Raw genomic sequence first — 2036 nt, forward strand, 5'->3', positions numbered from 1 at the left:
ATCCCATATACCAACCACGACTTATCCAGAATAATTACATGAAGCATGATCAAAATAGTAGCTAGATACACCCATCGATGTAGACTCTTCCATTTGCGTTTCAGTAATTTCATAGCTCTTTTACTCGAAGTCAATGTTAGACTGAGGATAATAAGAAAAGCAATAAAACCCAAAACAAGTTCAGGTCTAGAAAAAATAGGTGAGATCCCTTCGGAAAAAATAAAAACCATCACATGAATCGAGGAAAATAAGCCAGTTGTAATACCAATGGATTGACGAAAGTACAATGGAAAACTTCGCCCAATGATAAGACTAATAGGTGACATTAAGAATGCTGCCAGAAAAAAGCGAATAGCCCATAAACCCGTCAAGCTGGTCACAAATTCAATACCTGGAATAAAATCACGATCAAGTCGATTGGCCTCTTCTTCTGACAACTCCACATCAACAAAACTTAGTATATCATCACCCTTTGCAGTGAAATCAATTTCTATAAATTGAGATAATCTCCATAGAACAAATAGAGCAATAAGCACAATGGGTAATATTCCTATGTAGTGTTTTTTCGAAGGCATTGAAGATCCTATTATTTGAAATGAGTCACAAGACTATTCATGAATGAAGCTGACTTGTATTACAAAAAAAAACAAAAAAGTCCGATTTATGGCATAAGCGCAAGGTAATACCTAAATGTTGGTATAAAAAAAGAGCCTCAATCTAAAGATTAAGACTCCTCTATATTTTTTATGATGATTTATTACATTCCCAAATTGCGGTTCTTGTTTATTTCATCTTGTAACTTTCTTGCTAACTTTTGCTCACGTACAAGAGCATTTTTTCTATGAGCATCAAACTCTTCTCTAACCTCATCCAATCTTACCTGAGTTTCATTAGTTACTGAATTGCTTCTTTTAAATAATAAAAAGAAGAAACCTGTTAACACTAATAAACCCACAACTAAACTCCATATAAACAAATTATAGCTTGCCTTCGACATTTGAATACCCAATAAGAACATGCTATCTTTTTCACCCTTAATAGTAGCTAAAGCATCTTTGGTTTCTTTTAATTCCAACTCCAAAGATTTAATCTTTTTGTCTCTCTCTCCAACAAGCTTCTCAGAAGCTAGATAATCCTGACGTATGGCATTCAAACTATCCACAAAACCAGACTGAAACTTCTTCATCCAATTAATCTGAATGACCTTATAACTTTTCCATGTATCCCCTTTGTCCATGATAAATTCAAATTGCTCTTTTATTGGAGCATCTTGGATATAGGCACGAGACTTAGCAACAGCCTGTTTTTTTTGAGTTGTTTCTTCTTGTTTTGTTTGTGATTGTTCTGTTTCATTTGTTTGAGCAATAAGAGCAAATGAAAAGAATAGGATTAAGGCTAGGGTCGAAAAAAAATTTGTTGTTTTCATCAAATGTCGTTAAAATGGAAAAGTTGTACGCACAAAGAAAATAAAAATATACCGATTCTCTATCTAATCAAAAATCTTTTTTTCATCAAAAACTAAAAATATACTATAAGATACAAAATAAAATATAAAACAATAAATAAAATTCCCCCTACTCACCTCAATTAAAATTATACAAGCATAAATAAAACGGATAGCAAGCAACTCACAAAACCACATAAAACACTTGAATACCAATAAGTATGAACTCACATTTACAATACAAAAAAAACAGAAAATAAAGTCTTCAAAACTGATCCAATATCAAGACACAGAAAAAGACAATTAAGACTACTAACAAGAAGCTGTGAATATTCATTTGTAATAAAAAAAACGCTATTCGTCAAAATAAAAAAAAACTTCTCACAATAATAAATTTTAAATGTAAAATGAAATATTCAATAACTAATCTTTTATGATTTGCTAGAGAACATAATCTGAACCATTTGAATAACCTAGGCAAATTGTTATTATAATATAATAAGCTATATTTGAAATATGAATCCTATTCGTATCCTCATCATATGCTTTTTCCTAATTATTAGTCAACTGTTTCCTTGCTGCAAAGCTGAAA

Annotated in this window: 2 protein-coding genes; both read right to left on the reverse strand. The window is 31.2% G+C overall.

Annotated elements, in window-relative coordinates; genetic code table 11:
* Positions 1-575: ferric reductase-like transmembrane domain-containing protein (locus tag ABY905_RS16875; RefSeq protein WP_372646002.1), on the reverse strand; the 575-nt coding region annotated here is incomplete at its 3' end.
* 182 nt (positions 576-757) lie between these two features.
* A complete protein-coding gene (locus tag ABY905_RS16880) occupies positions 758-1426 on the reverse strand; it encodes a hypothetical protein (protein WP_372646004.1) in 669 nt (222 codons plus the stop codon).
* Between the last annotated feature and the right edge of the window lie 610 nt (positions 1427-2036).

The organism is Ancylomarina sp. (assembly GCF_041555295.1).
In the GTDB taxonomy this organism is placed as follows: Bacteria; Bacteroidota; Bacteroidia; order Bacteroidales; family Marinifilaceae; genus Ancylomarina.

Coding starts and splice junctions, on each gene's coding strand:
- ABY905_RS16880 (WP_372646004.1), bottom strand. CDS start 1,426: ATGAAAACAACAAATTTTTTTTCGACCCTAGCCTTAATCCTATTCTTT.